The sequence below is a fragment of the Vibrio neonatus genome (assembly GCF_024346975.1).
GTDB lineage: Bacteria > Pseudomonadota > Gammaproteobacteria > Enterobacterales > Vibrionaceae > Vibrio > Vibrio neonatus.
This window is the reverse complement of the sequence record NZ_AP024885.1, coordinates 985006-1011969: the sequence shown is the minus strand read 5'-3', so window position 1 is coordinate 1011969 and position 26964 is coordinate 985006. Positions and strand designations below refer to the sequence as shown.

Below are 26964 nucleotides of genomic sequence, written 5' to 3'. Positions count from 1 at the left end.
AATACAATATGAAGAAAATACGAATTGTCGATGTAGCGCAGCACGCTGGCGTTTCTAAAAGTACTGTCTCTCAGTATCTAAATGGACGCTTTGGGCATATGTCAGCGCAAACCAAAATCAAAATAGAGTCGGCAGTGAAAGAGCTCAACTATGTGCCCAACCCTATCGCCAGAAGTTTAAAAGTCGAAAAAACCAAGACTATTGGTGTGGTGGTGCGTGATATTACCGGCTTTAATACCAGCCGAGTAATGCGGGGCATTGATGACTATTGTAAAAAGCACAACTACAACGTGATGATTTATAACAGTGATTTTGATGCCAAGGCCGAAGAGCGCGCTTTACTGTCCCTGAAACAAATGTGCGTAGATGGCATTATCATGACTTCATCTGGCCTAAACTCTGCGCTAATTAATCAATTTATTGATAGCGGCATGCCAGTTGTGCAATTCCAACTAGAGTATCCTGACTGTCAAAGTCATATGGTGCTATCGGATTATCAAGAAGCCGCCTTTCAAGCCACTGAGCACTTGATCGAAATGGGTCACAAGCGTATCTGTTTTGTCGCGCAAGATTTCTCAGATAACCGCTCACGTCAGGCGCGCTATCAAGGATATCTAGATGCGCTCAATAAGCATGGCTTGGATGCTAGCCGTGATTTAATTTTATATTGGGATAGAGAGACGGGCTTTGAATATAGCCCTGTTGACGTATTGCAAGGGGCGCAAGCACCCAGTGCGTTTTTCACCCAACATTTGGCGATCACTGTTGATCTACTACAAGCCTTTAACGCTGCCAATATTGACGTTCCACAACAAGCCTCAATTATTGGGTTTGATGAAATCCCTATGGTCGAAATGTTCAAAGTACCCGTTTCGGTATTGCGTCAAGACGCTTACCAAATCGGTCTAGAAACCGCCAAGCTCACCATTGAATCCATATTAGGAAAACACCCGCAGTTTCAACGCACTATTGTGCCTTGTACTTTAATTAAACGAGACTCGGTTCAGCGACTCACGTAATACTGATTCTTGACAGCGACACCGGTAAAAGCTCAGTATTTGCTGAGCTTTTTTGTTCGCCTCTTGCATCCCCTGTCACAATCTCTTTAAATGGTCACCCTGTACATTTCAGCACGTGACATTATCAAGGGAGTTCACATGTACTTAGTTTTATACTGCCACAATATCGGCAAGACCGATTATTCGTTTTTTGAAACCGAAGATTTTGATAAAGACGACGGATACATAGTGCGTGGTAAATGGCCCAATGAGCAGGCATTTCGTGATTACTTGCCCAAAGAGTTTGCCGATTTAAACGACTATCATATTGTGGATTTAATTGCAGAAGGTCAGCACGCCGACAGCTATACCCAATCTGAATTGTTAGCAAAAGCCCAGGCTGTTATCTAATCATTATTACGCCGCCTTATTTAAGCCTTTCACCCTAGGAACCACAATGGCAGAGCTAAAAAGAGACATCACACTTATTGGTGGTATAGGACAAATGTCGACCACCTTGCTCGGAACTGGGCTATTTATGGTTCCGGCCATCGCCGCCAGTATTGCAGGGGAAAGCATGCTTTGGGCATGGTGGCTGCTGATCATTGCCGTGTGCCCTATCGCCTTTACCTTTGCCGCCCTTGGTAAACGTTATCCAAATGCGGGAGGCGCGTCTTATTTTGTGAAAAAGGCATTCGGTTCTCGGCTCGAAAAAGTCATTGCGCTGTTGTTTATTAGCGTTATCCCCGTCGGCGTTCCCGCAGCGATCACAATTGCCGGCGGTTTTGCACAACAATTTTTACCGCAAGCACTAGCAAAACCCATTATTGCTCAGCTACTTGTTGTGGTGCTGTTGATGGTAGTTAACTTCTCAGGAAGTAAAATCTCTAGTCAGTTTCAAACAGGGATTGCTATCGGCATTGCCGTATTAGTCGGGCTATTTTTATGGTTTGGAGATATCACTGCCACTGATGCTATACCCACAGCAGTCACTAGTAGCACTCACTTTAGTCACATTGGTAATGCCATTGCCGTGATGTTTTGGTGCTTTGTCGGCATTGAAGCCTTTGCGCACATGGGAGAGGAATTTAAACGCCCTGAGCGAGATTACCCGTTAGCCATTTTAATCGGCTGTTTGATTGCAGGTGCGGTGTATTATCTGTTTTCTACTGTGGTATTGAAGTATCACGCCTACGGCACTCAAGCGCTAAATACCACCTCTGTTCCCTATCTTGCCAACTTACTGTTTGGGCCTAAAGTCAGTTGGCTAATTAGCTTAACCGGCTTTTTAGCTTGCTTTGCCACCATCAATCTCTATACGCAAAGCCTATCACGCATGTTGTGGTCTTTAGCGCGCGAGTATCGCCCAGCCACTGCTATGACTCGTCTCTCGCCAAAGGGCGTACCAACAAAAGCAACAGCCATTGTCGGCATCACGCTTGCGCTATCTTGCGTGCTGGGTGATTTATCCAATATTGATGTCGAAGTATTCCTAACACTAGCAAACGGCATTTTTGTGGTGATTTACCTGTTCGCCATGCTAAGTGCAATTAAATTATTGACCGGACGAGGTCGCTATCTAGCCATACTTTCCACTGGACTGTGCGTACTGGTTTTATTCTCTATCGGAATCGCAATGAGTTACGCTCTTGGGCTATTGGTGCTTCTGTGGTTGTTTATGCCAGAGAGTAAGCCGAGAAATTAGCTAGTGATGCCATACTCGTTTGTTAACTTTCTAAAACTCGAAATCTAACCAATCATCATTGTCTATAGAATTGCTTTCACTTTTAGTACATTGACTGGGTTCAAGTAGATTTACAATCCTTTCACCTTGGTTCAAAAGGTGATCGTAAGTCATTATTGATAAACTCGTTAGCCTTGAATTCAAGCCATGTAGCGCTTTATGCTTTTCAGGAGACCAATCGTAAGAACGACCAATAACAATCGTTGCTCTTGGATGATATGCAACAATTTCGGGGTGATCCGCTAACCCTTTGGATGCAACATCATTAAAGACATCCATATACCTATGGCATTGACCAATTGCCTTAGAGACTTCAGAAGAAAAATAGAAATTCCGATGAGAACTATCGTAGTTTAAAACTTCCATATTTGGGCGCTTCAACTCGATGATATCCCGAAAACCACCAATGACATTGGATAACATCAAATCTAAATGATCATGAGGGGAGATAGCTCTAACATCGTCGTTAACAACGTATGCATTACCAAATGCCCAAGGATATTCCTCACACCATTTTTGGTATATCTTTTCATCGTTTTCTTGGTTGCTTAGATGGTTACGTAATTGATTAACTGCTGACTTCATGTCTTTTAGGCGGATAGAGCCTTTTAATGCATTTGCTAATTCATCAGATAGGTCTGTATTTTCCAGATGCTTAACGATTTCAGTTTGAGATAACACTGCTGTTAACGCATTTGCAACGGATTGAGGGTCATGCTCTGCTAATTGAGCTGTACCGTCATTGACACGAATTAGAAGAAAGTCACCCTCTGTTTCATCTTTAACCGCAACGTGAGATTTAATTGCTTCATATAGTTTGAGCAACGATCCTGCTTGTAATGACACAGACTTCTCATCTACGGGAAGCCACCCAAAAGGAGTTTTGTCTTTCTTGTACGTGATGATCTTTCCAGCAAGCTCTACGCCTTGAGATTTAGTTATATAGAATGGAACAAAGTCTATTCTTGAACGCGTGGTCTCATGGATCGTTACTGGATCACTGTACCCAACGTTTCCTGACTTTGCTTGCTTTTTACCAATTGAGCCTACTGCCAAATTTACCTCCAAACTCAAAAGAAGTTAACGTCGTGTTAACGGGCGAAAACGCATAACATTAAACTTAGCTTCAAGTTAATAATGCCAAGCGTTTTAGCCCCTGTTTAACACTTTGTTATGCGCCTGTACCAAACATATCAATGATTTCTAACTGTTGCTTTTCTTTTTCTCGTTTTTCAAGGTATTCTTGCCTTTCTTTTTCAAGCCTTTCTTTCTCAACTTCAGCGCATTCTTTGATGCTAGCTTTATCTAGATTTAGTAAACACTTTTCAAATGCCTCGATTGTCTCCACAGAGGGTATAACATCTTCCGTCGTCGGCTCGAGGCGACCATGCGCAGCCATATTTCTTAATCGACGAGCTTCGTTAAAACGTTCACTAAGTGAGTTTGGTACGACGACACCAAACTTTTCCCAACGCCCATTGACCAAGTCTATTGTTGAAGGACGACGACTGAGAAAATTTAAGCTTGTTTTCTCTGCAAATTCTTCGATTTCTTTTTCAATGTAAGTCCAAGCAGAAAGTAATGCACCCAATGGGTGTATTTTTGCTAAGTCTTTAAGTTTATCTAACTCTTGATCATTAGTTGGGTCATTTAGCTTATATTCAAGCAAATCCGATTCGTCAGCGAATTGATTGATAACTTCATCGTATTCCTGATCGTAATGAGTTTTCAGCACCTCTCGAAAAAAGCTCTCCGCGATATTCATATAGAAAATGCTAGTCAATTCGTTTGGTGAACCGAAGCGATGCTGTAGAGCATTTCTTTCATCTATCAAGAGCTCTATTTTATTCAGCAGAGGTAAGTGTATCGATTTATCTTGCAAGATCTTAAGGCAACCTTGAATAGTAATTGTTTCTTTGGGTCCTTTGTATATTGATTCACCAGCGTCAAGCACTAAGTCTTTTAAGACTAGTTCTACAGCATTTGCTAAATGCAAAATTAGCAATTTTCGATCTAATTCTTTCTTACCATTGTAGTGGGTTATAGAGTGACCAAGTAACTCCATAGCGCTCTGAAATAAAGGTGATTCTATCGCCAAATCCTATTCCTCTTAAATTACCATCCATCCTCTTGGGGCGCATAACGAATGATATAAATTCCCCCTACAGAGAATCTGCCACACTTATGTGATGCTTAAATGCATCGGAGGCACCATGTCTGATTATTCTTATTTCTGCGGTATCGACCTAGCTAAAAACCACTTTAGTCTTCATGCGGTAGACCAAAATGGTAAAGTCATACTTAATAAGTCGGCAACCCGCTCTAAACTACTGACTACAATAGCAAATATGTCACTCATGCGTATAGACGTTGAAGCGTGTGGTGGTGCACATTATTGGGTAAGAACACTCAATAAACTGGGACACGATACCCACATTATGGCCGTTAAATATATGGTCCCTTATCGAACTAAAGGAAAGAACGACCTGAATGATGCCGTTACTAAAAGAAGCAGTTCAGTGCTCTTCAACTCGCTTAATGCCCGTTAAATCTCCTGAGCAATAAGCTATATTATCAATGCATAGCATGAGAGAACATTGGTTGCACAGATAGCTCTACAGATATCGTCAGGATAGTTGAATAGGGGCTGTTTATAATGCCAAGCGTTAGGAATCAGCTTAAGGTTTTAGTTTTCTAGCAGGTTTGATTTTGCTTTCGTAAACTCAGAGTCAGTCAATACACCACGTTCATACAAGTCAGCTAGCGATTTTAAATCCGTGACTTTAGTTTTAGGATCAGCAGGTTTTGCATATTGGTATGTATATTCACAATTTACGTTCATAACTGCCGTAATTATATCCCGACCATGATCTACGATCGTAACGTCTTCCCAGCTTGGCTGACGCACAGATTGTCCAGTTTTAGTTACATAGTCTTGTGCTGCATCGTTAATTAGTTTCGTACACCCAATAAAGCCATCACGGCTACTTCTTACAAATTGATATTCACTATAATGACCAGCTACAGTAAAGCCAGTATCTGTTTGTCGAATACTGAACTCATCACCATCTTTAGTGTGTACAGGTTCACCGACATGACTAGGTTTCAACGAACAACCAACCAACAAACTAGCTAAAGAAAAACTTAACAAGTTACGCATGAAATACCTCCATTTAAATCATCTGATATACTTTACCATAGCCAATATTTAGAGCTGATAAAAAACCTAACTCTGTATAAAAATGCCAAGCGTTGTAGATCAACTAGAATGCTGATTAAGTGTACTTAACTTACATACCGTGTATTTTTGCTAGCTCTACGTTATTAAGTTTTTTGAGGAGTGTAGCGTATTAAATACATCGACTAAACATAGCAATACCAAGAGAGTAAAATTCCTCCAGAACTCAGCAACAACCATGAGCTAGTAGTTGTATCAATAGTTAATAGGTACGTAATATAATCAATAATACAACACTCAAACAAAAATAGTTCTCAACCTGTAAAGTAATTCTCCCACTAACACCCCTACTTAACTGTAAAGTTAAAACAGCGAACTTTAAACATATTGATAGCTGGTACTCCGCCATATCTCTATAGATTAAGCCCATATCTACTCGTGCATACCTAGCCCCTATCCATCTGGTATGTAGTAAATGTCTATCGCTCCATACTTAACAAAAATGGAGGGCTGAAGGCGATTTTAGCGTTGCTGCCATTCAGTGATGCAATTCCTGCATTAAATGCAAAAAGGGCAACGATCTTTAACCATCGTTGCCCTCTAGATTCTGAGTTTCGTTGTTGTCTAGCTTATATCACCAGAGTTAGAGCTGGTGCAATAAGCACTGTTGCCACGCCTGAAAACAGCATAATCAAACTGGCGATGGTACCCGCTTTGCTATGGATTCCGTAAGCGATAGCCGTGCCAGAACCGTGAGCTGAAGCCCCTAGGCCTGCTCCCTGACCATGACGGGAGCGTACTTTAAATAAACCTAGCATTGTCTCACCCACCACAATACCAACGATACCTGTCATTACCACAAAGATAGCCGTTAAGTCGGGTTTACCACCAATCTCTTTAGAAGCCACGACTGCAAACGGAGTGGTAATAGAACGTACCGCGAGGCTTTTTTGTAAAAGATCGGACAGGTGCATTGCTTTACTCAGCAATATAGTGCTCACCAAGGCAGCAATAACCGCAACAATCACGCCGGTAGTAATCGACAACCAATGGTTTCTAATTACCTTTTTATTTTCATAAACAGGGATAGCGAACGCTACCGTTGCAGGACCTAACATCCATACCAACCAATGTGATTCTTGAATGTAATCTGTGTAACTGATCCCTGAGATCAACAGCATAGCCACAATAAGTACCGGTACGGATACCAAAGGAATCAACCAAACTTGTTGAAAACGGCCATGCATTGCTTTTGTTAAATAGTAACCGGCTAGGGTAAACAACAAGCAAAAAATCGCGATATACATGTGCATTATCGATTACTCCTAATTTTTTTAAGCTCATATCGATAAACGGTATCCACGACAACCGCAGTGCTGGTTAATACAAATGCGGTACTGATGACGATAACTGCGCCGATTTTTAACCCTTGATGCTCAAACAGTGGGCCATAATTGACCACTGCAATTACCGCCGGAATAAAGAACAACAACATTTCTGCAATCAACCAGCTTGAACCGGCTTTTAACCACTGTACTTTCACCACATTACTAAACAGCAATGCTAACAATAAAAACATCCCAAATACGTTAGAAGGTAAAGGGATGTCAAAGTTGGTCACTAACCAACTAGAGAGTAGCCAGATCAGACATAACACAACAATTTGTCCTAATGTCACTCCAGCATACTTAAATTTTTCGATATTCATGTGAATTGCCAAACTATTTATTTCACGGACATTATTAATTATTGCCAATACGAACTCCAATGAATAATATAGATATAATTCATGCCAAAATGGAATACTTGTATGTCAATGAAGGCGCTTCAATACTTCACTACCCTAGTCAATTGCCGTAGCTTTACTAAAGCCTCAGAGCATCTATTTGTCACGCAACCGACAATTAGTAAGGCATTGAAATCATTAGAAACCAGCTACGGGCATGCCTTGATACACCGTAATGGTCGAGATATTGAATTAACTGAAGCGGGTGAAATTGTCTTCACTTATGCAGAATCGGTATTGTTTCAACAAAAAGAAATGCAAATTAGGCTCAATGATTTACACACCCTAAAATCGGGTAAAATCACCTTAGGTATTCCGCCAATGGTAGGGCATCTATATACCAACCTGATTCAAGAATTTTCTCGCCTATACCCAGACATAGAAGTCTCTATTGTAGAAAGTGGCAGTAGAAAGCTTGAAAGTGATGTTGTCGAAGGCAACATCGATATCTCGATAACCATGCTTACCCAAGAAGATTCTAGGTTCAATACTTGGCCGTTAGATACCCACTCCATCTTAGCGGTACTGCCCAAAACCGCTCAATGGCAAGGTATAAAGGTCATCGACATTATTGAGTTAAAAGATCTGCCCTTTTATATGTACAACTCAGAATTTGTGATTTCAGAAGTGATTACGCAAATGTGCGTAGAAATGGGCTTCACCCCAAGCATAGGAGTAAGAAGTAGCCAATGGGATTTTCTGGCAGCTATGGTCAAAAGTGGTATGGGGGTTAGCTTTATGCCAGAGCCTATTTGTCGACGTCTCAATCCTGATGACTATTACTTTATTCCCATCAAACAAAACATTCGCTGGGAGCTTGCTGCGATTTGGAGCAAAGAGCATTACGTATCAAAAGCCAGCAAAGCGATGCTCGATCTGATACAAAGCAATCAATGGAGTGTCACAGCATAACGCCAGATGATAACCTTAAATTATTATTTAAATAAAATATAATAATTTTTATTAATACCATCGCTTACATATACTTCTCCTATCAAAACAAAGCACGTCACAAAACGTGAAACGAGCATCAAGAGATAGGAACAGATTATGAAAATGAACCACGTAGGCATTATGGTTGGCGATATGGACCAAGCAGTTGAGTTTTATACTAAAGCACTTGGCCTAAAAATTGTCATGAACAACACCAAGGTGATTGAAGAGCGTGAAACTGCAATCGGTCGTATGTGTATCGCCGTATTTGGTGAAGGCTTTAAAGGCTTTAACATTGCCCACTTGGTGACTTCTGATGGTATCGGTGTAGAGATGTTTGAAATGAAAGAACGTCAACAACGCCATGAAGTTGATTTCTCTCGTCTAGGTATTTTCCACTTCTGCCTGCAAACTGATGATTTTGCAGGTGTTATAGAACGTACTGAGCAATACGGCGGTAAAGTACGTATGGATATTATGCGGTATCACCCAGAAGACGACAGCAAGCCTGCGCAAATGGTTTACCTAGAAGACCCGTTCGGTAATTTATTTGAGCTTTACTCGCATACGTACGAAGAAACATACGCGACAGATTACGAATAAGCTCAATATTCGCTATAGCGTGTTTAGGACAAAATATTCATTAAAAAAGAGGATAAGCCTGATCGGCCTATCCTCTTTTTTTGTCTATGCGATATGCGACTCATCCTGAACAGCATTGTCACTTGCAAGAGCACTAGTTAGAAAAACTAAAGCTCCTTACAATCGTCACACAAGCAATTCACTTCAAGCTGCTCACTGGCAAACACAAACCCAGCTTGCGCTACGTTTTCTCTTAACTCTTCAACCAAAGCAGAGCTAATGCTAATTTCTTTCACCTTGAAGCAGTTTGAACAAATCAGAAACTGTGACGCTTGGTGATTGTGATCGCAGGTAATGTGCATACAAGAGATGTATTTATTGGCAATTTGCAATCGATGCACTAAACCCTGCTCTTGTAAGAACTCCAAAATACGATAAACCGACATTGCTGACATACTTTCGCCGTACATCTCTTTATAGAGATCAACGATCTCATAAGCAGATAATGCTTTCTCTGATCCCGTTAAGCACAAAAGAATCTGTTTTCTCTTATTGGTTAGTTGACCACCATTCTGCTTACACTTGGCAGTTGCATGCTCAATAATCATTTTAGAGTAAGAAAGTTTTAAAATATCTGACATAGGTTTATTAGTATCACGTCTTTAGCAATGAAATAGCGTACCAGTTTACTGCAAAACACGACAAAATTCTGTCTGTTTACCCAAAAAACACGCTTTAAATTTCTCTCGACCTTCACATTATTTTAAGTTCAGTGCCTAGCCTAGTGGTGTAGCAAGTTACATCAGTGTTGCATTTTCGACCTTTTATCATCGCGTCGTGACTAAATATCCATCATTTTCGATGCCAAATAAGTACATCAAAATGCAATATATCCACAACTAAAACGCTCAACATCAAAATATTTCATCTTCAAGAAAGTAATATTACATATAAAATACGAGCATGATCACCCAATTATTCGCCTTTTAAACGTTTATTTCAAAACAATGACATTCTAAAAGTTAGCGGAGCATCACAATATTTAAAGATTATATAACGATAAATATTACAAGAATATCCACCGACCTCCTTTCACGATGCATTAACATTATTTAAAGCAAAAACACAAAATAGGCTTTTTATTTTAATAAATTAGAGGTTAATCGCCTTTTTATTTTGCAAAAATGATAAAACCAGCTATGCGCACCCTCTCACAAAACACATCAAATCCATTAAATTCAATCAATTAAATGAGATTAGCTCAAGAAAAACACGTAACAATCAAAAAGAAAAAATAGCTTTCAACCCATAAATTAACTTTATTTATAAGCCAAATAAGAGCCACTTATCAATATTTCCTATTAAGCATTAACACTTGATATTTAGAACAATAAAACAACACAAGTCACATTATTTATTTCTCAGCTAAATTTCTAACGAAAAATAAGTATTTACTGTTATTTAAACCCTGCATACACTGAATTCCAATTTCATTTCTTGAAATTTTAATGAGAATTCCCTCGAATTTGATTTTTTATAAAAGGATACTATGAATAATATACGATTAGCCGGTTTATCCACTGCCCTAATAACAGGGCTATGTTTAAACCCAATTACAATTGCAATGGCCAATGCCAGTGAGATCAACGGTGTTGATATCGGCACTTCGGCAACTGAGAGCCAGTGGTGGAGCACCTATTCCATTGACGTTCTTAACTCTAGTGGTGCAGATATTGATATGCGAGGTGCAACGTTAGAGTTTGTACTTCCAACCAGTGTCAGCAGCTTCCAGTTTTCGGGGACGGGCATTACCTACCCTACATGGGATTTAACAACTAGCCCTGCAGCCGATGGTGTGTTGCATCGCATTGAATTTTCTTTCGATGAAGGTTCTTGGATCAAAGACCACCTAACTGCCAACAACTCTTTCGCATTCTCTTTTGGCTATGACGGTACACTGGAAGACATTAGTGCTTTCGAAAGCTCAATTGTCTTTAGTAGCAAAGACGGTGACGTTACTCCACCACCACCTGTCGTTGAAGAGCCAGCAACAGTAGTGACTGGACTAAAAGGACAATACACTATTGTCGATAACGCCGTAGCTATTACATTCAATGTTGAAACGACCGCTGCAGTAGACGCTTACGCTAAGCTAGTACAAGGTGAGCAAGTACTTACTGAACTATCAAAAACGGTAGATGGCGCCTCTGATTTTGTTCTACAAAGTCAAAATGCCGTTGCAGGCAGTTACGAAGTTGTCATTGGTGGCACCTACGATAATGACGGTCAAGCGTTACCTATCGCAGAGCAACGTTTCGCTGTCAGCTTCATTGAAGCCGAAGAAGAAGCACCTGAAATTACACCAACGATTAGCGTTACTGGCTTAACCGATCAGTATGAGTTAATTGATTCTGCAGTTAATATCCCTCTAACTGTTGAAAGTAATACTGAAATTTTAGTAGAAGCTAAGCTAGTACAAGGTGCGCAAGAGTTAGTTAGCGTACAACAAATGGTTGATGGTTTCTTAGGTCTAACCCTAGAAGGCACTAACCTTGCTGAAGGCAGTTATGAAGTTGTTGTAAGCGGTACTTACAACGATGGCGAAACAAGCACTCCAGTAGCTGAGCAGCGCTTTGCTATTACTCTGCAAGACAAAGAAGAAGTTGCCCTTCCACCGCAAGTGAGCTTTACATCACCAAACAGTGGCAGCTTAATTAAAGTTAATCAAGCAGTACAAATCAGTGTTGATGCGTCTGCTGAGCACAACGACCTATCTAATGTTTCAATCACAGCCAATGGCACCACCATTTGTGAGTTTGACGCATTCTCTAGCAATAACTTTGCTTGTGATTGGACTCCGACCACTATCGGTAGCGTGAAACTAACCGCTATTGCAACTGACGAAGAAAACCTATCCAGCAGTAGCAACATTAATATCACTGTGATTGATGAAAATAACCTAGGCAACTTGTCTTGTGATATTTCTCAAGTTTACTACACAGATAGCCAAGGTGATGTTCGTGAGTGTATGGGGGATGACCACCCACGAAGAGTGGTCGGTTACTTTACATCATGGCGTAATGGTAGCAACGGATTCCCAACTTACTTAGTTAAGGACATTCCGTGGGATAAAATTACCCACATCAACTACGCATTTGCAGGTCTTGATTCTAATACGATTGAGTTTACCTTAGATGAAAGTGCTACTGAGATGGAATGGCCAGGCGTTGCGGGCGCAGAGATGGATCCTTCTCTACCATACAAAGGTCACTTCAACTTATTAAACAAGTACAAGAAACTGTACCCAGATGTTAAGACTATTCTAGCTGTTGGCGGTTGGGCTGAAACAGGCGGTTTCTACTCAGGAACAACCAATCCAAACTGTACTGTTAACCATGAAGGCATCGACAAGATTGCAACTCAATCTGTTGAATACGTTCGTAAATATGGCTTTGACGGTATCGACTACGATTACGAATACCCAACATCTATGGCAGATGCAGGTAACCCTGTCGACTGGCCTCTATCAAATATCTGTCGCGGACAATTATTTGAGAACTACGTTGAGTTGATGAAAGTTACTCGTGAAAAACTGGATGAAGCCGGTGAAGAAGATGGACGTAAATACATATTTACTATCGCTTCTCCATCATCAGCGTATCTATTACGCGGCATGGAAAACTTCCAAGTTACACAGTACCTAGACTTCATCAACTTGATGACTTATGACTTCCACGGTACTTGGAACCATTATGTTGGTCATAACGCAGCTCTATTTGATAACCGTATTGATAACGAGCTAGAAGCGGGTGGCATTTACGGAACCGCGCAATACAAAGGCATTGGTTACCTAAACGCAGCTTGGACAGGTCAATACTTCCGTGGCGCAGTAGACCCTGGCAAACTGAATATCGGTGTTCCATTCTATACCCGTGGTTGGAAAGATGTTGAAGGTGGCGTAAACGGTTACAACGGTACATCTCCACTGCCACAACAATCTGATTGCCCAGCTGGAACAGGCATGAACGATCCATGTGGCGCAGGCGCTGAAGGTATTGATAACCTATGGCATGACATTGACGAAAATGGCGTTGAAGTTGCAGCAGGCGTTGTACCTATGTGGCACGCGAAGAACCTTGAGCATGCACAAAGCCTTGGCCTAACGGACTCAATCCCTAGCTATGGTAACGAGTGGGGCTTGGATGCCAACAATCCTAAGCACCTTATCTCTGGCACTTATACCCGTCACTTCGATGAGAAAGCAAAAGTACCTTGGCTATGGAATGCCTCGAAAAAAGTATTCTTATCAACCGAAGATGAAGAGTCAATGGGCCACAAAATTGAGTACATTAAAGACCGTGGCTTTGGTGGCATCATGATTTGGGAACTTGCGGGTGACTACGCCTTTGACGAAGAGAGAAACGAATATTACATGGGTCAAACCCTTGTGACACAAATGTACGATGGCTTCAAAGAAGCGACGCCGTACAGCGTGCAGCACAACGATATTCTTGACACTCCAACGGCACAAGTCGACATTGATATCTCTGTGGAATTCCCAGTAGGTGACAATAACTATCCGTTCAACCCTAAGTTTACTTTCACCAATAACAGTGCCGCTGAAATTCCTGGCGGAACCGTTATCCAGTTCCTACTTCCAACTTCAACGTCGGACGTATTAACTGATTGGTCAGGAACAGGCGCAGAAATTACGTACAATGCCGGTAACGACAACGTACAAGGCGAGCGTCCTAACCATATGGTTGAAGATTTCCACGTGGCAGAACTGGTTCTTCCATCTTGGCAATCACTTGCTCCGGGCGGAGAAACAACTCTTGATTTGGTGTACTACCTACCAGCGACAATTGGCACTCAGAGTATCCGCTTCTTGATTGATGACCAAGTTGTCGGCATCAAGTCAGCATTCCCTGAACTACCAGAGTATGCACAAGGCGATGCTACAGACCCTGAAAGCCCAGAAACTGACCCAGAAAATCCGGGAACAGCTCCTGAAGCTCCAGACACTGATCCAAGCGATATAGTCGATTGGGTTGGCGGTCAAACAACAGTAAGCAATGGTGACATCGTAAGATTCCAAGGTGAATGTTTCAAAGCGAAAAACAACCCTGGCGCTTGGGAATCACCAAAAGCAGGAAGCTGGTTCTGGGATGCAGTAACTTGCCCATAACCGAGCAAAGTAAAAAATAAAAAGTAACCTAGTTACAGGGTCAGCGTCTTTCTAAGGTATTGCCATTGCGAGAGCAAGTGCGATGCAAAATGAAAGACCTGACCCTGATTTTATTTAGTTCAAATGCCCTATTTCTTCACTGATTAATTCCAGTATTTTGTCCTTAATGGCATCTTTATCTTCGGCTGTATAAATATTATCTTTACCTACACAATCTCTAAGCCCAGTGTTGCTGTTGACTGGATAATCAAATCCGATCACAGCTAGGCGTGCTTTAACTTCCTTATGTTCACTTGTCCAATGACTAGTAGATGATGGATTATTAAAGTGCTCACGAATTTTGTCACACAAACCAATATGATTGTATCCTGGATGGGCCAACATGCTTGTTATATTAGGATGAGAATCCTGTCCATCAGAAAGCAAAATAATCAAGCGACGTGGTTCATCGGCTTGCGGACTAGCGGCAAGTTGAGCAGCCCTAATCAATCCCACATAAGAAGCTGTACCACCTTTAGGTTTAAAATTTTTAATCCCATTATTGAATGCTGAGAAATTATCGGTTATGGGAACATTATGAAAACTGGCATTTGACAAAGAACTGCTCACTGAATATATACATCGATAGTTCTTACTTGCATCACCGCCCCAATGAGACATATCAAAAATATGCTGAATAGTATGTATTGCAACTGTCTGGCTGATACTGTGACTGCTTTGATTACCACCATACTGAAAACTCTGATAACAGGTATTAGCTCTTCCGTGTCTGTCAAATGAATAATGATTAGAACTACCTTCTTTCTGGTAATAATACCTTGAAGGATAATATTGATGGGTTAATTGCTGCACGTAATTATCGTATGCAGTAAAAGCTACTTTATTCTTCTGATTATTTGCTAAGTTATTGTTAAACTTTTGCAGTTCATCGGTAATTTCTTTAATGATCTCAATGACCATCTTATACTTGGCTTGACCAGGATGAGAGTGAGAACAACGACCGTTCGGACAGGTACTCTTCAATCGATTGCCCATTGAGGTCGAAAAATCCGCAGCAAAAACAACATCTACCGCTTGCGATTGATACTTGCGTGCTGAATCTTCCGAAGCAACATCATAATCCTTGCCCATATCGACAAAAGTAGGGTTAGTAAACCAAGCCTTTTGATTGATCTTAGCGTTTACCCTATATTCAAAGAATCGCTTTGCATCGTGATTACGCGCTAAGTTTTGTGTACAGGCTGGGTTTTTTTCACAGGCAATCTTAGTAACATGTAAATGCACATCCTGATAGTCGGGAATGTACGCACGTAAATAGTGTTTAACCAGTTCATCGTTCACACTATTGTCATCGCTGTTGTGCGCTGCAACCGCATAGGTGGCCACTTCAACCGCATCATTCAAGCGAGCCTTGGTCTGTATAGCGCGTCCACCTTCAATACCCCAGACAAAGATCGACATAATAAACGGGATCATGATGGCAAATAAAATACCAGCATGACCGCGCTGTGCCGACAATCTCCGTGGAGAACAACCTCGATTACTGTACATCAATCTCTACTCGGCGATTCTTCTCTCTACCACTTGCCACTGCATTGCTGGCTACAGGATCGGCTTCACCTTTCGAGCTTGCATGCATTTTCCCTTTAGATAAGCCATGTTTTGCTAAATACGCTAATACTGACTGCGAACGGCGCAAACCTAATTCATAGTTATATTGTTTGCTACCCGTGTTGTCGGTATAGCCTTTTAACAGCAGATTTTTATCTCGGTCAGCCACTTTTTTTAGCACCTGTGCCAATATATAACGCGATTTGTCGGTCAGTTCGCTCTTATCCCACGAGAAATACACGCGCGATAATAGCTCTGGAGTATTGCTTTTCTCCGTTTTTGAATGCGCTTCAAGGTATTCAATGCACTGCTGGCTCAAACCTGAGCGATCCAGAGAATTAGCAAGATAATCTAGGGCTGATGAATCTTGGTTTGGTGATTCTATCTGCATAAAAGCCCCTTGAGAAACTCGAACTTCAGTCGCTTTTCCTACAGAAATAGTTTCCTTAAATTCTAAATTACCTTGACCACAATAATACTCTGCTTGATGCGCAGCCAATGCCACATTGGTCATCAAGCAAGACCCCAAAAACAGGGTAAAACGAATAAATAATTTTGAATGCATGGTTAACGTCCCATAATGACTGAGCTAGAAGAAACAGAATTAAATGTATTACCGACCAAATCACCAAACCAATTCTCAGTTTGATAACACACAGTGACTCGATAAAGCGTAAAACGCCTACCCCATGAGCTCTTAACCGATAGGTTTTGCATCGTATGGAGTGATTGTTTTAAAGTGCATCCTTTGGAATGCATGGAAGCATGTAGCGTCGACAAAGGTAAAGCTTGTGCGTTTGAGTTAAATCTTTGTTCCTCAACCACAAACCCCAGCTTGTTCTCATCAAAGTTACCCACAGTTCGAGCTAAAGAACGCTCGATAACGCGATAAACATTGTCTACTTCAATATTTGTTAGCGGCACAATATCGTGCTGCGAGCTAAATTGAGTTCGTTCTTTTAAAATGCTGACGGCGGAAAACGACATACGGTCTAACTTGCCATGTGTCGCAAGCTTGACCACTAAGTCTGAGGTAAATACCAATAGAAGCGCGAACACTACGCCGACGATGGCAAACTCAACCGTAAAGTTTCCTGCTTGATTGCGCTTTTTAGTAGCTAAATTGATCACGTTCATTCTCTTGAATTACCAACATCTCTCGACTAAACAATTGCGCTCCAGGGTTAAATACATCAAAAATAGTGCTTCCTTTGTATTCAATGTGATAAACCGCAATCGGACTATTACTTTGGCTATCCCCACACTGCCTAAAAAATTGATGCGGATGCGCTGGATCAAAGCCACAATCAGGCTCTTGAGCCAATTTCGTATAGTCGTGAATGAAGGTAATCGAGGCCATAAAATCACTAGGCTTAATAAAGTTGCTCCATAAGCTGTCACTACGCTCTATCGCATTTAAAAAGGCCTTTTGATACATGGCCGCATACTGAGACTGATTACCACTATGATTATGTTTCAGTTTTTTAGCCGCTTGTGTGGCTTCTGAAATAGCTAAATCGCCCAAAGATGAGACATAGTTGACATAACTAAGCTCAATCCACAGCACAACCATTAACCAAAAAAAGATAAACCCCATAGCAAACTCTATCGTCGCAATCCCTTTTTGATTTCGTCTTCCTTTAAACATCACTTCAATACCTTAAAATCATCAAAGCTATTGGTTTCTAGCTGCTGTAAATATTGGTAAAGCTCAAAGATCTTTTGCTCGTCATATTTCTTGCTAAATAGCTGCTTTAACTCTTCATATTTATTGAGCTTAGCCATTGAAACCGCAAGATTTGCTTTAAGCTGATCATCACCATCACCGTTTAAATAAAACGGCATTAAACGATCGTAGGCAGACTGATAATCGTCACTGAGCATGTCGATAACCGCTAAGTTATTCGCCATTTTTACATCGTCGTACATATAATGTTTGGCTTGAATAAAGTCAGACTTAGCCGCTTTTAAATCCCCTTGCGAAGCCTCTACTATCCCTTTTAAATTATAAATATCACCCGAAATATCTTCCGTTAGATGAGAAGACTCTCCTTGATAGTTTTTAATTTCTAACGCTTTTTCTAAAGACTCTTTGGCCGAAGAAAAATCAGAGGCTTGGTAGTAAGCCAAACCGTCAAGATAATAAAGATCTGGATTAGGCTTTGATTGATTTTTGATAAGCTCATTGAGGTAATATCTTGCTGAGTCGTTATCGTTAAAGCTCAGGTAAGTACGGATTAACTTAGTCTTTAACTCGATATTATCGGGCTCTTTTTTAAGCTCATCTTTATATAAATCAATTAACTTTCGGTAGTTATGACTGACTAAATAAATTTTCTCACTGCTGGCAAAAGCTTTTTGTTCACTATTTGGTTGCGAAGCACAGCCAAATAAAAACATACAAGCTAATGCAGCGAATATTCGAATAATTGTCATTACAATAGCATCCTCATAACACCCGGAGCCGCTATCAAAATAACAATAGGCACCATAATAAATAGAATAAGCGGAATGGACATTTTAGAAGATAGCTTACCCACCTTCTCTTCCAGTTCCAAAACTTGCACTTCACGCATATCCGACGAAAGCGTAGAAAGCACTTGGTAAATAGACGTGCCGTGGTGCATGCTTTGTTTTAACGTCATAACAAAGCTCTGAATTTCAGTTGTCGGTACGCGGATTTGCAACTCATCAAGAGAGCGTTCCATTCCCACAATGCGAGCTCTATCATTGGTTTTATCTAGTAAATAACTAATATCATCATCAAAGCCTTTCATCTCTAAAGAGAGATATTGCATTGCCGCTTCTATTGTCATGCCGGTTTGTACGCACACCGCCATTAAATCTAATAGATAAGGTAAATTTCCCGAAATTTTATGTTTAAGGTTCTTTGCTCTACTGGCTAAGAATGAATCAGGGAATATTAAGGTAAATAGCAACCATAAACTGCCATAGATAATGTACGAGGTGCTAGACCAATGCTTTTCTAAGCCAAGTAGATAAATCGCTATACCACCAAGAATAAGCGCGCCATATTTTACTGGCATAAAGTAACTGGCGTATTTAGCGCCATTATAAAATCCAGCGGCGATAAACTTCGCTTTGATATCATCTTCATCGCCTGAGAATATTTTGTTTAATGCTCCCGATATAGACTGCAACCAATGATTCTTATCTTGCTCAGAGTCACTTTTCTTTAAGTTAACTTTGGCAAGCATTTTCTTTCTTCGCACCGATAGGTAAAACAAATCAACAATAAAAAACACCATTGCGATTAAAACAATGAGTATCCACAGTCTGCGATCAGAAAATATTGAAAGTAAATTCATTATTTAACTCCCTTCATGAGCCAAACAATGATTGAAATACCGGTAAATTCACTGGCAATAAGATAATAAAGGATATAACGCCCTGTTGGATCTGTCATAACATAGTGGAAGTTTTCAGGGCTAAACATCCTCATGATCACCATAAATATGCAGGGGATCGCGGCAACAATTTTCGCTGATGCCCTTGCCTCTGACGTCATCGCCATTTTCTTTTTATCAATTGCCCTAGCGTTAAACATAATCCGATTAAGCTTTGACATAACATCTTTCAACTGCCCACCGCGACGCATGTTAGCGCGCAAGGTGATCACGAAAAAATAGAAAGCTCGATAAGGAAAGCGGCGACACGATTTACGAAACACTTCATCAGGAGCCTCACCCATCTGGAGGCGGTTCCCCATTAGACGAAACTCTTTACCGACTGGGCCTTCAAGGTTATTGCCAACGTGAATGACGGCGTGCATGACACTTTCACCAGCCGAAACGGCACTGGTCATAATATTCAAGGCAATAGGGAAAGAGTCTTCAAATGCGTTCATTTCACGCTTTTTAAGAAAACCTAACGCCAGATAAGCGGCAATAATCTCACCTAAGATAATAATAACAATGAGGTTTGCTTGTAAGATGCCACTGTTTAGCTCATAGCAGGCAAATGCCACAAGCAGTGCAAATAAAATGATCTTTAACTCGGCTCTAGCACCCAGTTGTAGCTTAATATTGCGAAACTCTTGTTCGATCTTTTGCTTAAAGGTTTGATCAGAAAGGGATAACAAATCCACAGCCTGATGATCATCCATCATCGAGTTAAGATGCACAGTCTGGTTAAACTTAGCCGCTTCATCAATATAATCATGATGACGCTTTGGGTTTAATATTCGATAAAATAAAAACGCAGAGCAGACTAACAATACGCCTAGAAGTAATTTAATTAACACGCTAATTCCTCTTACGCACTTGCTTGTAAATCAAGTGAACCAAAGGCTGCTGACAGCTTATCTTGTAAGCCGAAGAAACGTGCTTTTTCCATTAACACTGAGCGCTGCATAAGACCGGCCGTTACAAAGTTACCTTGTACTTTACCTTCTGAAGAGTGTCCCAGCGTTGGCTGAAATTTGAAAATTTCTTCTAATACAACACTTTGTCCTTCAAGCCCTACAACTTCACAAATGCTCATGACTTTACGAGAACCATCATGTAGTCGGCTCACTTGCACAATAATATCTACCGCACTGACGATGGTGCGACGAATGGCTTCTAAAGGTAGGCTATTGGTGGCCATCATGACCATAGATTCAATACGAGAAACTGCATCTCTTGGCGTGTTGGCGTGCAAAGTGGACATTGAACCATCGTGCCCAGTATTCATCGCTTGTAGCATTTCAAATGCTTCACCGCCACGACACTCGCCCATAATAATTCTATCTGGGCGCATACGCAGAGAGTTCACAACTAAATCGCGTTGCGTGATCATGCCAGTATTTTCGACGCTGGCGGCGCGAGTTTCTAAACGTACAACGTGGGGTTGCTGCAATTGCAGTTCGGCCGCATCTTCGATTGTGACGATGCGTTCTTTTTCTGAAATAAATTGTGAGAGCGCGTTTAGCATGGTGGTTTTACCAGAACCGGTACCACCTGAAATGATAATGTTTAAACGACAGCGCGCAGCAATCATTAATACTTGCGCAATTTCAGGGCTCATTGCGCCAAACTCGCACAACTTTTTAAAATCTATACGGCTTTTTTGAAACTTACGAATCGAAATAGAAGTACCGTCAATGGCAATGGGTGGGATCACTATGTTAACGCGACTACCATCCATCAAGCGTGCATCACAAGTGGGTGAAGTGCTATCCACGCGACGCCCTACTTCGGTCGCGATGCGTTTTGCTACCGCTTGCAACTGCTCTTCATCAATAAACGTGACCGGCACTTTTTCAACAATGCCGTTACGTTCCACAAAAATATTCTTCGGCCCATTAATCATAATATCGGCAATTGAATCATCGTCCATAAGGCTTTGTAATGGACCAAGCCCAACCAATTCATTGGTTAAGTTTTGTGCATACTCTTGTCTTATAACACTCGGCACCGATAACCGCTCTTGTTGCACGATAGAATCTACCGCGCTGGCAAGTTGTTGGCGCAACTGATCTTTAGATAAATTGTTTACCACTTCTGCGTCTAAAACGGTAAAAATCTTATTACGTATATAAAGATATGCTTCGCTTGCGTTCATATTACTTAGTCCTGCTAAATACTTTTATGCCACGTTTTTTGACCAATACTTGGCCTAAGATCAAAGCAGTCAACTGCTTCAATCCTTTTGCAGATGCGGTTTTACCCGCCGAAACTGGTTTTCCTTCTAACTTGGTCGTTCGAACATACTTATCAAAAGGCAATTCGATATTAATCTGGGTATCGAGTAATTTTTCGACCTCAACTTTAGAGACGGTGGCAAATTTGGCAGGCATGGTGTGATTCATCACTAATAAGAAGCGTACATTTCGCTTGGTTACCAATTTCTCAATACCATTCTTGATGGTCGCTACGTTACGCAACGCGGACACAATAGGATCAAACACTAAAACGACCACATCGCTATCAGCTAAAAACTCACTGCTATAGAGTTGGTTGTCGCTAGAAAATTCCTCAACAATAAAGTTCACTTCTTCGGCGAGTACATCGGCGATAGCATCTGAATATTGTCTTAGCTCAATGCTATTACGACGCTCATCTTGCTCTAAAGCCAAAACTGAAAGTAAAGGGGTTACTTCTTGAGTCAGGTTTTTAGCCGATGACACATCAAGATTTGACAGCATGTTTGACTCGGTTAGCGGACGACGCTGGAAGTTTTTCAGTGCTAACATGATGTCTAAGTTGCTGGTCAAATAATGGTTATCAACCAATAAGCACGATGATTTTTTCTCATGACTTAACTGATGAGCCACCTCAGAGGCAATAAAGGTACTGCCGCAACTGCCCTTACAACCCACAATAGAAATTTTCTTAGCTTTACGCGCTTGACCTAGACCTTCGTTGGTAAGGCTTTCGCTACGTACCTGTCTTACAAGATCAATAATGTCGTGCTTTTCTGAAGGCCAGAAAAGGTAATAAAACCCTTTACTCTGCACTTCACGTTTCAGCAATATGGAGTCTTGAGCGCCCATGATGATCACCGAAACTGTATTTGGCAGTAATCTTTGGATCTCTTCCACGTCACCAATAAGATCAATGCTATTGGTAAAATCAAGAATCAAAATTTCTGGCGTCTGTTCACGAATATAATCAGCAAGCTTTTGCGTTTTCATCGCAAAAAATTCAGGCGCTTTCCAACCTTCAAACCCGTATGCTTCCTTGATGCTCAGCATGCACTCATCGTCGCGATAAAACATCGCTGTAGAGAGGTTATTCAGTTCTTCGTCTCTGCCATCTTTGCTAGAGACTAAATCCATAAAATCTAACATGGGGCTCTCCTACTCTTGCTCAGATGACGTTGAATTTACGGTATTTAATACGCGTTCAGGATGGTTCATCATCTGCCAGCGGTTGCCTTCAACAAAGCAGCCGTTGGGATAGCGACCGTATTCTTCAATTTGCTCGTAGTGGCAAATACTGGAAACCGATTGATATCTCTGGGCAAACAGTTCTAAATCAAAATAAGGCTTATCACGTTTGGCATTGCCTTTGGTCAATACCACGCTATCAGTATTAAACCCTTGCGAAACAAGGTAACTTTTTACTTGAGTAGCAACTTTGTAGGCGTTCTTGCTATACCAATTTAGCTCGATTTTGTGATCGACTAATTCGTTACGATGCGAGTTAACGTACGCCACCACTTTATCCACCGATTTTTTCAAACCAGGCGAATGCACTTTAAGTTGCAGATGATAATTCACTGGAACCACATCAATGGTACTGGCGTTGCGCTCGTGGATATATTCGCTACAGCCGCTAATACTAACCAGCACGCATAGAGTAAAAAGACTCACTACTTGATTGATTTTTGAAGACATCATTTCTTAAACCCTCCAGCGGCTAAAATCTCACGCCCCCACTGCTCTCCTGCCGATTTTTGGGAACTACGAACCCCTAACCAACGCTCTAAAGTGTGTGTTTTACGCATTGTTGGCAGTTGAATTTGTGCGCCATCGATTGGGTGCACTAGGTTAACGGTGGCAACGATGATCAATTCGGTTTTGTTGCGCTCGGATTCGGTGTGTCTAAATAGTGCACCTATGATTGGGATTTCTGAAACAAATGGGATCTTCTTTAGACGCTCAACATCTCTAGAATCCAACAGACCACCAAGGATAAAGCTTTGCCCATCACCTAACTCAACAGTGGTCTCTGCGCTACGAGTTTTAAGTGCTGGAATATCAAACTCTTCATTGCGATTCTGCTCATCGATTGAGCTTACTTCCGGATGAAGTAAGAGCTTAATTTTATCATCGCGCTCAACAAGCGCTTGTAGTTCAAGGTTTACACCGTATTTTTTAAAATCAACGGTGAGGTTATCATCTGTTGAATAGACAATCGGTAGTTCACCACCCACCATGAAATTCGCTTTTTCACCTGAAATCACTGAAAGATTTGGCTCAGCCAATACTTGCCCAACATCTTCTGAGTTAACCGCAGTGATCACAGAGGTGATATCGCTAGCACTGATGTGTTCGATATGATCAACAAACACCCCCATTTGTCCGCCAGAGCCTACTTGTACGCCAAGTTTCTCAGCAAAATCATGGGTAACTTCAGCAATCGTCAATTTGACGTTCACTTGACGGGTTAAAATGACTTCTATGTTATTTACAACGCCAGGATATTGTTTTTTCTTAACAAAATGACCAATAGCTTGCTTAGGTTGATCTACCGCTGTTTTATCCGCGCTAGTATGTTTATCACTTGAAGCTGTTGCCTTGCCATCGCCTTGCGCCATGGAGCCAACCAACTGATAAATACCGTCACTAATGGCATCACTTGATACATTACCGCTAAGTACAATAGATGAACCCACTGAAGACACCTTCACTTGGCTATGCGGGTAACGCATTTTTATTTGCTGACTGATATAAGAAAGGTCTTTAGTAATATGAACTTTACGACTAATTAGAGTTTTTCCATCATGGTTAAACACCAATAGACTGGTATCCCCTTCTTTCTTGCCATAAACCACTAATTTATTGTTATCAATCACTTTGTAGTCTGCCACTTTCGGATTGACTACAAATACAGAGCCTATAGCCTGACGAGATGACAAAGACTGTGCCTGCCCCACTTGCAGATTCATCGTTGTAGCCAATGCTGACAGTGAAATTAAAGCCACCATCACTGCTAATAAAATGCGACATGTCATTTTCATTTGTCTTGATCTCCACGCATCTCACGAACTTGATTTAGATTAGGTAACACATCATCAACATCGGCACTCAAATCGCTACTGTGCTCTGTACCAATAGAGTGTTGGACCGCAATATCAGATATATGACGAGCAACAGTCATTTTTGCTACCTGCTTTTGAGTAAGCTCAAGTACTAGAGTTGCTTTTTGGGTCAACAAGTCAGCTTCATCTTCACCACTATCTTCTTCATCAGATTTATGTGGGTAAGAAACCTTTAACACTTTTACATGCATTAATAGAGGTGAAATAGACACATCACGAGTATCGCTTTCATCAAGATATTCAACATCTTCGGCATCGTCAGCAATATGGCTATTGTTTGAAGCGGTGTAGGCGAGCACATCTACAAAGCTGTTAGCTTGAATACCGCCACCAACTAAGACTTCCGGTGATAGCGCGATTGGGTATGGTATATGATTGGGCTGAATGATCAGATTGACGTACTCATCTTGCTCTGGTGTCACTAACATCTCAGGAAAGATAAATTCACCTTGTTTAAGATCTCTATTAATTACCATCCCTGGAGTGACTGTGATTTCTACATCATGGTCAATAGCATGTTCGAATGCTTGTGCTTGTTTTAAAGAAACAATTTTGAGCTGCTCGCGCGTAACTTCTTCGCCACGGCTGATCTCTTGTGTCGTCATCCAGACTTTAAACGTTTTTTCGACCTGAATAGGTTGAGGAGTATTGTTTTGAGCAGATTGCGGTGATTGAGAGTGATATTGGTTGCTAAAAAGTAAGAAGCCGGCAGCTCCTAACAAAAGCACCAATATAAAAATTCTTAGTTTCATCTTTCCCCCTAAGGAAACAAACCAAAAAAAGCATTAATGAATAGAGACAAATAGCGCCCATGCCGCCGAGAGAACGATTGGCAGTCCATAAGGTATGCCTCTAGCTCTTACCTTATTGATATCGGTACAATAGCCGTAAATGAGATAACCTATTGCTAGCACTCCTCCCATGGAAGTGATACTAAACAAGAATAAAAGAAAGAAAGCGGGCTTCACCGCTAGGCTAATGACTGCAAGAAGTTTGATATCGCCTGCGCCCATAACTCCGGCTAAGAATAATAAAAATCCTAGTATTAATATTCCCAAAAAATGTATAAGTACAATTATATGAAAATTTTTTATAATAGTAGGAAGAAGTAGTATTAGCAGAAATAATACAAACTTATTAGGAATAGTGCGCGTTTTCCAATCAGAGTATCCAATGATAATTAAAAATAGCATTAATATATAACACATAATAAAAATAGAGCTGATAAAATTATCAGCTCTATCCTAAATAAACTAAGGCGTAGGAGCTTTACTTGCTGCGCCTATAGTTGTAGAGACAAGTCCCATTGCGTTATCTAAGGCATTTTTAAGAGAACCGTTATGAAAAACAGCTAATACCACTGCTGACATTGCTACAGCAATAATTGCATATTCAACCGCAGTCACACCGCGCTCATCTTTTATGAACGACTTACATTTGTTGATAACAGATTCTGAAGCTAGAGTAGATTTTACGTATAAAGGGGTAAACATGGTATGCTCCTAAAGTTTATTCCAAATCATCTATATGATTTCGATTCAATAATTCCCTTATCTATGCTTATTCATTGGATGGTTATATTTCAACCTTTTTGAATAAGCCATAATCAAACATGTCAGACGCACAAAATTTAATTATTAAGGTACTTTGTTTACTCACATTTTGTGAACGGCGCAGATTGTAGCGAGAGAATAATTTGAAGCAATAGGAAAGTTACGGGTAAAAATAATTTAGGAAGGTCTTATATAACAAAAGAGGATACTTACCAAAACACAACAGCAGTGTTAAATTTCAACTTTAATGAATTTTACAGCATTTAAGTTTAAGAATCTCACACCAAAGTAGCATAACCGTTCAGATTGAATGATTTACACACAACTAAAAACCATTCAAATTCAAGGGTTTATAGATACTATGAAATATTAATTCTCGATTTTATAGTCTTTACAAAGTCTATATATTCTGATGTGAGGCATTTGGAATTATCAGAGTTAAAGTAAAAAACAGAAATTACAAACATTTATGTAACATCAATTAGCACGTATAACTTTTCGTAAAAATGGTCAAACACACCGTTTGGACCCATAAAAAAGTGAAAAATAAACGCCTATCTAACCTATAGACAATGCTTTAGTTATTGTTCTGTCTTTTTTATATCGCCTTGAAGCACCGATT

The 26964-nt window shown here is 40.7% G+C and carries 26 protein-coding genes and 1 pseudogene; 7 read left to right on the top strand and 20 right to left on the bottom strand.

Annotated elements, in window-relative coordinates:
* The first annotated feature begins 8 nt into the window (after window positions 1-8).
* The 3 genes from OCU38_RS04710 (at window position 9) to yjeH (ending at window position 2703) form a co-directional block, all read left to right on the top strand.
* Window positions 9-1019 carry a LacI family DNA-binding transcriptional regulator gene (locus OCU38_RS04710; protein WP_261823953.1) on the top strand — a complete coding sequence of 337 codons (1011 nt, stop codon included), beginning with the start codon at window positions 9-11 and terminating at the stop codon, window positions 1017-1019.
* A 138-nt stretch (window positions 1020-1157) separates the two neighbouring features.
* Window positions 1158-1409, top strand: a complete 252-nt coding sequence (locus OCU38_RS04705; RefSeq protein WP_261823952.1) for a hypothetical protein — start codon at window positions 1158-1160, stop codon at window positions 1407-1409.
* A 46-nt stretch (window positions 1410-1455) separates the two neighbouring features.
* Window positions 1456-2703, top strand: coding sequence for an L-methionine/branched-chain amino acid transporter (gene yjeH, locus OCU38_RS04700; RefSeq protein WP_261823951.1), 1248 nt, complete (start codon window positions 1456-1458; stop codon window positions 2701-2703).
* A 30-nt stretch (window positions 2704-2733) separates the two neighbouring features.
* Here the strand turns inward: yjeH and OCU38_RS04695 are convergent, their stop codons facing one another.
* Both OCU38_RS04695 and OCU38_RS04690 read right to left on the bottom strand, forming a co-directional pair.
* The gene (locus OCU38_RS04695) at window positions 2734-3798 is read right to left on the bottom strand and encodes a DUF4263 domain-containing protein (RefSeq protein WP_261823950.1); all 1065 of its coding nucleotides are present in this window, start codon (window positions 3796-3798) and stop codon (window positions 2734-2736) included.
* A gap of 115 nt (window positions 3799-3913) precedes the next feature.
* Entirely contained in the window at window positions 3914-4840 is a 927-nt protein-coding gene (locus OCU38_RS04690) for a hypothetical protein (protein WP_261823949.1), read from the bottom strand.
* A gap of 115 nt (window positions 4841-4955) precedes the next feature.
* Here OCU38_RS04690 and OCU38_RS04685 point away from each other — a divergent pair.
* Window positions 4956-5304 (top strand): annotated as a pseudogene (locus OCU38_RS04685) (IS110 family transposase); the annotation flags it as partial.
* Window positions 5305-5428: 124 nt separating this feature from the next.
* Here the strand turns inward: OCU38_RS04685 and OCU38_RS04680 are convergent.
* The 3 genes from OCU38_RS04680 to OCU38_RS04670 all read right to left on the bottom strand — a co-directional run bounded on the left by OCU38_RS04680 (window position 5429) and on the right by OCU38_RS04670 (window position 7628).
* A complete protein-coding gene (locus tag OCU38_RS04680; protein ID WP_261823948.1) occupies window positions 5429-5902 on the bottom strand; it encodes an SHOCT domain-containing protein in 474 nt (157 codons plus the stop codon).
* Window positions 5903-6549: 647 nt separating this feature from the next.
* Entirely contained in the window at window positions 6550-7233 is a 684-nt protein-coding gene (locus tag OCU38_RS04675) for an LrgB family protein (RefSeq protein WP_261823947.1), read from the bottom strand.
* A complete protein-coding gene (locus OCU38_RS04670; protein WP_261823946.1) occupies window positions 7233-7628 on the bottom strand; it encodes a CidA/LrgA family protein in 396 nt (131 codons plus the stop codon). Before OCU38_RS04670 ends, OCU38_RS04675 begins: the two co-directional genes overlap by 1 nt.
* A gap of 102 nt (window positions 7629-7730) precedes the next feature.
* Here OCU38_RS04670 and OCU38_RS04665 point away from each other — a divergent pair, with 102 nt between their 5' ends.
* Window positions 7731-8618, top strand: coding sequence for a LysR family transcriptional regulator (locus OCU38_RS04665; protein WP_261823945.1), 888 nt, complete (start codon window positions 7731-7733; stop codon window positions 8616-8618).
* Between the two features lie 138 nt (window positions 8619-8756).
* On the top strand, window positions 8757-9242 hold the full coding sequence (locus OCU38_RS04660) for a VOC family protein (RefSeq protein WP_023404100.1): 486 nt from the start codon (window positions 8757-8759) through the stop codon (window positions 9240-9242).
* A gap of 146 nt (window positions 9243-9388) precedes the next feature.
* On the opposite strand, the gene OCU38_RS04655 is transcribed toward OCU38_RS04660, so the two are convergent.
* Entirely contained in the window at window positions 9389-9862 is a 474-nt protein-coding gene (locus tag OCU38_RS04655) for a Fur family transcriptional regulator (RefSeq protein WP_261823944.1), read from the bottom strand.
* A 908-nt stretch (window positions 9863-10770) separates the two neighbouring features.
* On the opposite strand from OCU38_RS04655, the gene OCU38_RS04650 reads away from it, so the two are divergent.
* Entirely contained in the window at window positions 10771-14409 is a 3639-nt protein-coding gene (locus tag OCU38_RS04650; protein ID WP_261823943.1) for a glycosyl hydrolase family 18 protein, read from the top strand.
* A gap of 114 nt (window positions 14410-14523) precedes the next feature.
* Here the strand turns inward: OCU38_RS04650 and OCU38_RS04645 are convergent, their stop codons facing one another.
* Genes OCU38_RS04645 through OCU38_RS04585 form a run of 14 tightly spaced genes read right to left on the bottom strand, consistent with a single transcriptional unit; the run spans window position 14524 to window position 26282 of the window.
* Window positions 14524-15927 carry a TadE/TadG family type IV pilus assembly protein gene (locus tag OCU38_RS04645; protein WP_261823942.1) on the bottom strand — a complete coding sequence of 468 codons (1404 nt, stop codon included), beginning with the start codon at window positions 15925-15927 and terminating at the stop codon, window positions 14524-14526.
* A gap of 22 nt (window positions 15928-15949) precedes the next feature.
* On the bottom strand, window positions 15950-16585 hold the full coding sequence (locus OCU38_RS04640) for an OmpA family protein (RefSeq protein ID WP_261823941.1): 636 nt from the start codon (window positions 16583-16585) through the stop codon (window positions 15950-15952).
* 2 nt (window positions 16586-16587) lie between these two features.
* The gene (tadF, locus tag OCU38_RS04635; RefSeq protein ID WP_261823940.1) at window positions 16588-17151 is read right to left on the bottom strand and encodes a tight adherence pilus pseudopilin TadF; all 564 of its coding nucleotides are present in this window, start codon (window positions 17149-17151) and stop codon (window positions 16588-16590) included.
* A complete protein-coding gene (locus tag OCU38_RS04630; RefSeq protein WP_261823939.1) occupies window positions 17132-17671 on the bottom strand; it encodes a TadE/TadG family type IV pilus assembly protein in 540 nt (179 codons plus the stop codon). The genes tadF and OCU38_RS04630 overlap by 20 nt, the downstream gene beginning before the upstream one ends.
* Window positions 17668-18456: a tetratricopeptide repeat protein gene (locus tag OCU38_RS04625; protein WP_261823938.1), complete on the bottom strand. Its 789-nt coding sequence runs from the start codon at window positions 18454-18456 to the stop codon at window positions 17668-17670. The genes OCU38_RS04630 and OCU38_RS04625 overlap by 4 nt, the downstream gene beginning before the upstream one ends.
* Window positions 18456-19349, bottom strand: coding sequence for a type II secretion system F family protein (locus OCU38_RS04620; protein WP_261823937.1), 894 nt, complete (start codon window positions 19347-19349; stop codon window positions 18456-18458). Before OCU38_RS04620 ends, OCU38_RS04625 begins: the two co-directional genes overlap by 1 nt.
* Window positions 19349-20284 (bottom strand): type II secretion system F family protein, encoded by a 936-nt coding sequence (locus tag OCU38_RS04615; protein WP_261823936.1) that lies wholly within the window; start codon window positions 20282-20284, stop codon window positions 19349-19351. Before OCU38_RS04615 ends, OCU38_RS04620 begins: the two co-directional genes overlap by 1 nt.
* A gap of 11 nt (window positions 20285-20295) precedes the next feature.
* On the bottom strand, window positions 20296-21585 hold the full coding sequence (locus OCU38_RS04610; RefSeq protein ID WP_261823935.1) for a CpaF family protein: 1290 nt from the start codon (window positions 21583-21585) through the stop codon (window positions 20296-20298).
* Window position 21586: 1 nt separating this feature from the next.
* On the bottom strand, window positions 21587-22813 hold the full coding sequence (locus OCU38_RS04605) for an AAA family ATPase (RefSeq protein WP_261823934.1): 1227 nt from the start codon (window positions 22811-22813) through the stop codon (window positions 21587-21589).
* Between the two features lie 9 nt (window positions 22814-22822).
* Window positions 22823-23365 (bottom strand): hypothetical protein, encoded by a 543-nt coding sequence (locus tag OCU38_RS04600; RefSeq protein ID WP_261823933.1) that lies wholly within the window; start codon window positions 23363-23365, stop codon window positions 22823-22825.
* The gene (locus OCU38_RS04595) at window positions 23362-24708 is read right to left on the bottom strand and encodes a type II and III secretion system protein family protein (RefSeq protein WP_261823932.1); all 1347 of its coding nucleotides are present in this window, start codon (window positions 24706-24708) and stop codon (window positions 23362-23364) included. Before OCU38_RS04595 ends, OCU38_RS04600 begins: the two co-directional genes overlap by 4 nt.
* Entirely contained in the window at window positions 24705-25541 is an 837-nt protein-coding gene (gene cpaB, locus OCU38_RS04590; protein WP_261823931.1) for a Flp pilus assembly protein CpaB, read from the bottom strand. The genes OCU38_RS04595 and cpaB overlap by 4 nt, the downstream gene beginning before the upstream one ends.
* Window positions 25542-25574: 33 nt before the next feature.
* On the bottom strand, window positions 25575-25982 hold the full coding sequence (locus OCU38_RS17090; protein WP_390625240.1) for a prepilin peptidase: 408 nt from the start codon (window positions 25980-25982) through the stop codon (window positions 25575-25577).
* A 60-nt stretch (window positions 25983-26042) separates the two neighbouring features.
* The gene (locus OCU38_RS04585; protein ID WP_261823930.1) at window positions 26043-26282 is read right to left on the bottom strand and encodes a Flp family type IVb pilin; all 240 of its coding nucleotides are present in this window, start codon (window positions 26280-26282) and stop codon (window positions 26043-26045) included.
* Window positions 26283-26964: the final 682 nt, after the last annotated feature.